This is a genomic window from Aquipuribacter hungaricus (assembly GCF_037860755.1).
In the GTDB taxonomy this organism is placed as follows: Bacteria; Actinomycetota; Actinomycetes; order Actinomycetales; family JBBAYJ01; genus Aquipuribacter; species Aquipuribacter hungaricus.
Genome location: NZ_JBBEOI010000285.1, coordinates 1 through 4,188 on the forward strand (window position 1 = coordinate 1; position 4,188 = coordinate 4,188).

4 protein-coding genes are annotated in these 4,188 nt (G+C 75.2%); 1 reads left to right on the forward strand and 3 read right to left on the reverse strand.

What is annotated here, in order from left to right:
* Both WCS02_RS18205 and leuS read right to left on the reverse strand, forming a co-directional pair.
* The coding region (locus WCS02_RS18205) for a DegV family protein (protein ID WP_340295705.1) at positions 1-261 on the reverse strand (261 nt) is incomplete at its 3' end.
* Positions 262-265: 4 nt separating this feature from the next.
* Positions 266-2,812 carry a leucine--tRNA ligase gene (gene leuS / locus WCS02_RS18210; RefSeq protein ID WP_340295706.1) on the reverse strand — a complete coding sequence of 849 codons (2,547 nt, stop codon included), beginning with the start codon at positions 2,810-2,812 and terminating at the stop codon, positions 266-268.
* Positions 2,813-3,051: 239 nt separating this feature from the next.
* Here leuS and WCS02_RS18215 point away from each other — a divergent pair, with 239 nt between their 5' ends.
* On the forward strand, positions 3,052-3,549 hold the full coding sequence (locus WCS02_RS18215) for a DUF1990 family protein (protein WP_340295707.1): 498 nt from the start codon (positions 3,052-3,054) through the stop codon (positions 3,547-3,549).
* Here WCS02_RS18215 and WCS02_RS18220 read toward each other — a convergent pair.
* Positions 3,489-4,188, reverse strand: a 700-nt coding sequence (locus tag WCS02_RS18220; RefSeq protein WP_340295708.1) for an MFS transporter, incomplete at its 5' end; no start/stop codon positions are given. The genes WCS02_RS18215 and WCS02_RS18220 overlap by 61 nt on opposite strands.

Below are 4,188 nucleotides of genomic sequence, written 5' to 3' on the forward strand. Positions count from 1 at the left end.
CGTCACCGCCCCCGACAGGTGCACCGACACCACGGCGGACGCACCCGTCGCGGCCGCGGCGGCGTAGGCGCGGGCGAACCCGTCCGGCGAGGGACGGCTCGTGCCGACCTGCGCCCCGGCCGTCATCCGCGCGAGCAGCGCGTCGAGGTCGGTACCGGCCTCGGAGGCCGGCACCCCGTCCACGACGACGTCCAGGTCGACCACCGCGACGGCCGGGGCGACCGGCCGCGCGGTGGAGTCGGTGACGACCGCGGTGCGCACGTGCTCAGCCCGTGACGACGTTCACCAGGCCCGGCGGGCGCACGACGACGCGCCGCACGGTGGCCCCGCCGATGGACGCCACGACCTTCTCGCTGGCCATGGCCAGCTCGCGCAGCTCGTCCTCGCCGATGCCGGGCGGCACCTCGAGCCGGTCGCGGACCTTGCCCATGACCTGGACGACCGCGGTGACGGTGTCCTCCACGAGCAGGGACTCGTCGACGGCGGGCCAGCCGGCCCTGGCCACGCACGGCTCGTGGCCGAGCGTCGCCCACATGTCCTCCGCCGTGTACGGCGCGACCAGGCTCAGCAGCACCGCCACGGCCTCGACGGCCTCGCGGACGGCGGGGTCCGCCGGGCCGACAGCCGGGTCGTCGATCGCCTTGCGGACGGCGTTGACCAGCTCCATCGTCCGGGCGACCGCGACGTTGAACCGCAGCCCCTCGACCAGCGAGGCGGCGTCGGCGACCACGCGGTGCGTGACGCGGCGCAGCGGCCCGGAGCCGGTCGAGGGGTCCGCGCCGACCGGGGAGGTGACATCGCGGGCCAGCCGCCAGGCCCGGGCCAGGAAGCGCGCCGAGCCGGCGGGCGACACGTCGGCCCAGTCCACGTCGTCCTCGGGCGGGCCCGCGAACACCATGGTCAGCCGGATCGCGTCGACGCCGTGCTCGTCCAGCTGCTCGCCCAGCTTGACCAGGTTGCCCTTGGACTTGCTCATGGCGGAGCCGTCCATCTGGACCATGCCCTGGTTGAGCAGGCGCGAGAACGGCTCGGTCGGCGTGACCATGCCCATGTCGTGCAGCACCTTGGTGAAGAACCGCGCGTACAGCAGGTGGAGGATCGCGTGGGTCACGCCGCCGACGTACTGCTCGACGGGCATCCACCGGTCGGCCTCGGCGCGCTCGAACGGCACGGTCGTCGATGTAGGCGACAGGAACCGCAGGAAGTACCAGGACGAGTCGACGAACGTGTCCATCGTGTCGGTGTCCCGCAGGGCGGGGCCTCCGCAGGACGGGCACGTGGTGCTCACCCAGTCCGTGGCCGCGGCCAGCGGGGAGCGGCCCTTGGGCGCCAGGTCGAGGCCCTCCGACGGGGGCAGCTCCACGGGCAGCTGGTCGTCGGGGACGCGGACCTCGCCGCAGCCCTCGCAGTGGACGATCGGGAACGGCGTCCCCCAGTAGCGCTGGCGGGAGATGAGCCAGTCGCGCAGCCGGTAGGTCGTCGTCGGGCCGCCCAGGCCGTCCGCGGCCAGCTGCTCCGACACGGCCGCGATGGCCTCGGCCTTGCGCAGCCCGTCCAGCGGGCCGGAGTTCACCAGGACGCCGTCGCCGGACGTGGCGACGCGGCTCTGCGCCGGGTCGGGCAGCGGCTCGCCGGCCTCGTCGCGGACGTCGACGACCGTGCGCACCGGCAGGCCGTGCGCCAGGGCGAAGTCCAGGTCGCGCTGGTCGTGGGCGGGCACGGCCATGACGGCGCCGTGGCCGTAGTCGGCCAGCACGTAGTCGGCGGCCCACACCGGCATCCGCTCCCCCGTCACCGGGTTGACCGCGTGGCGGTGGAGGAAGACGCCGGTCTTGGGGCGGTCGGAGGCCAGCCGCTCGATCTCCGTGGTGCCGCGGACGGCCTCCAGGTACGCCTCGAAGGTCTCCCGCACGCCGGGCTCGGCGTCGCGGACCAGCTCCTCGGCCAGGTCGGAGTCCACGGCGACGACGAAGAACGTCGCGCCGTGCAGGGTGTCCGGGCGCGTCGTGTAGACGGTGACCGGCTCGTCCCGGCCCTCGACGACGAAGCGGACGTCGGCGCCGGTCGAGCGGCCGATCCAGTTGCGCTGCATCGCCAGGACCTTGTCCGGCCACGTGCCCTGCAGCTGCTCCATGTCGTCCAGCAGCCGGTCGGCGTAGTCGGTGATCTTCAGGTACCACTGCGTGAGCTTCTTCTTGGTGACCGCGGCGCCGCACCGCTCGCAGCGTCCCTGGACGACCTGCTCGTTGGCCAGGACCGTCTGGTCGACGGGGCACCAGTTGACCTGGCTCGGGCGGCGGTAGGCCAGGCCCTGCTCGTGCATGCGCAGGAACAGCCACTGGTTCCAGCGGTAGTACTCCGGCTCGCACGTGGCCAGGACCCGGTCCCAGTCGAAGCTGCACGCGTAGCGGCGCATCGACGCCTTCTGCTGCTCGATGTTCTGCCGCGTCCACACGCCCGGGTCGACCCCGCGCTTGATGGCGGCGTTCTCCGCGGGCAGGCCGAAGGCGTCCCAGCCGATCGGGTGGAGCACGTCGAAGCCCCGCTGGACCCAGTACCGGGCGATGACGTCACCGAGCGCGTAGGCCTCCGCGTGGCCCATGTGCAGGTCGCCCGAGGGGTACGGGAACATGTCGAGGACGTATTTGCCGGGCCGCTCGTCACCGGGCAGGCCGCTGGCGAACGGCTTGGCCTCGTCCCAGACCGGCAGCCAGCGGGCCTCCAGCGCGTGCGGGTCCCAGCGGCCGGCCGGGTCCTGCTCGTGGTCCCTGTCCTGCGGCCGACCCTGCTCGTGGTCCTGCTCGACGGTCATCGCGTCCTCCTGCTGCTCGTGGCGCCCGTGCTCCGCGTCCTGCCCACCGTGCCTGTGCGCCCGCCCGGGACCGACGACCGGCCGGACATGACGAAGCCCCTCGCTCAGGAGGGGCCGCCGCGCTGGTCCGCCGTCGAGGCGGTCTGCTCAGCGCGGCCCGGGAAGGAGCAGGTCGGAGGTCGGCACCCGGCGAGGATAGCGCGGGCCGGGCCGGGCGGCCGCCGTGCCAGGCTCCTCCCGTGCGCAACCTCGTCCCGGTCGCCCCCTTCCGCGAGCTCACCCGCGGCGCGGTGCTGGGCTCGGGCCGCGCGGTGTTCGACGAGGCCGCCGAGCGCCTCATGACCTGGCAGGTGCACCGGGACGCTGGCCTGGGCGTCCGCGCCACCTCCCCGCGGGTGCTGCCGGGCGTCGAGGTCGCCCTGCGGCTCGGCAGCCGCCCGGTCGGCATCACGGCGCGCTGCGTGGTCGTCGGCGTCGTGGCCGAGGCGACCGAGCAGGGCTTCACCTACCGCACGCTGCCGGGGCACCCCGAGGAGGGCGACGAGCACTTCCGGGTCAGCCTGGAGGCCGACGGCACCGTGCGCGGCACGGTGTCGGCCATGTCCCGCCCGGCCAGCCTGCTGGCCCGTGCCGGCGGGCCGGTGACGACCCTGCTGCAGCGCCGGGTCACCGACCGCTACCTGGCCGCCATGGCCCCCGGTGGCAGGCGCCGCCGGCGCTCCGCCCGCGACACCTGACGCGCCACCCACCCCGTCCCCAGCAGGGCCAGCCCCCCGGTCACCCAGCACGCGACCGCCAGGGGCGCGAGCGCCGCCACCGCGGACACCAGCAGCGGGCCGCCGGTGCTGCCGACGTCCCCGGCCAGCCGGAACCCGCCGAGGAACTGCGCCCGTCCCTGCTCGGGGGCGACGTCGGCGCCGAGGGTCATGACGACCCCGGCGCCCATGCCGTTGCCCACGGCCATGAGGACGGCGACGGCGAGCACCCCGCCGAAGCCCGTGGTGAGCGGCAGGACGAGCAGCCCGACCGCGACGGCCGCCACCACGGGGACGGCCACCCAGGTCCGGCCCCAGCGGTCCATGACCACCCCGGCCGGGTAGAACAGCAGCGCGTCCACCAGGCCGGCCACGCCGAAGACGAGCGAGGTCTCCGCGGCGTCCAGGCCCACCTGCTCCGACCACAGCGGCAGGACGCCGGTGCGCAGGCTCCGCACGGCCCCGATGACGACGACCGCGCTGCCCAGCGACGCCAGCACCCCCCGGTGCTCGCGCAGCACGTCGAGGACCCGCAGCCGCGGAGGTCGGCCGCCGCCCGGCTGCCCGGCGGCCGCGGCGGCGCGCGCCAGCGACGGCGGCCCGGGCAGCAGCAGCGCCAGC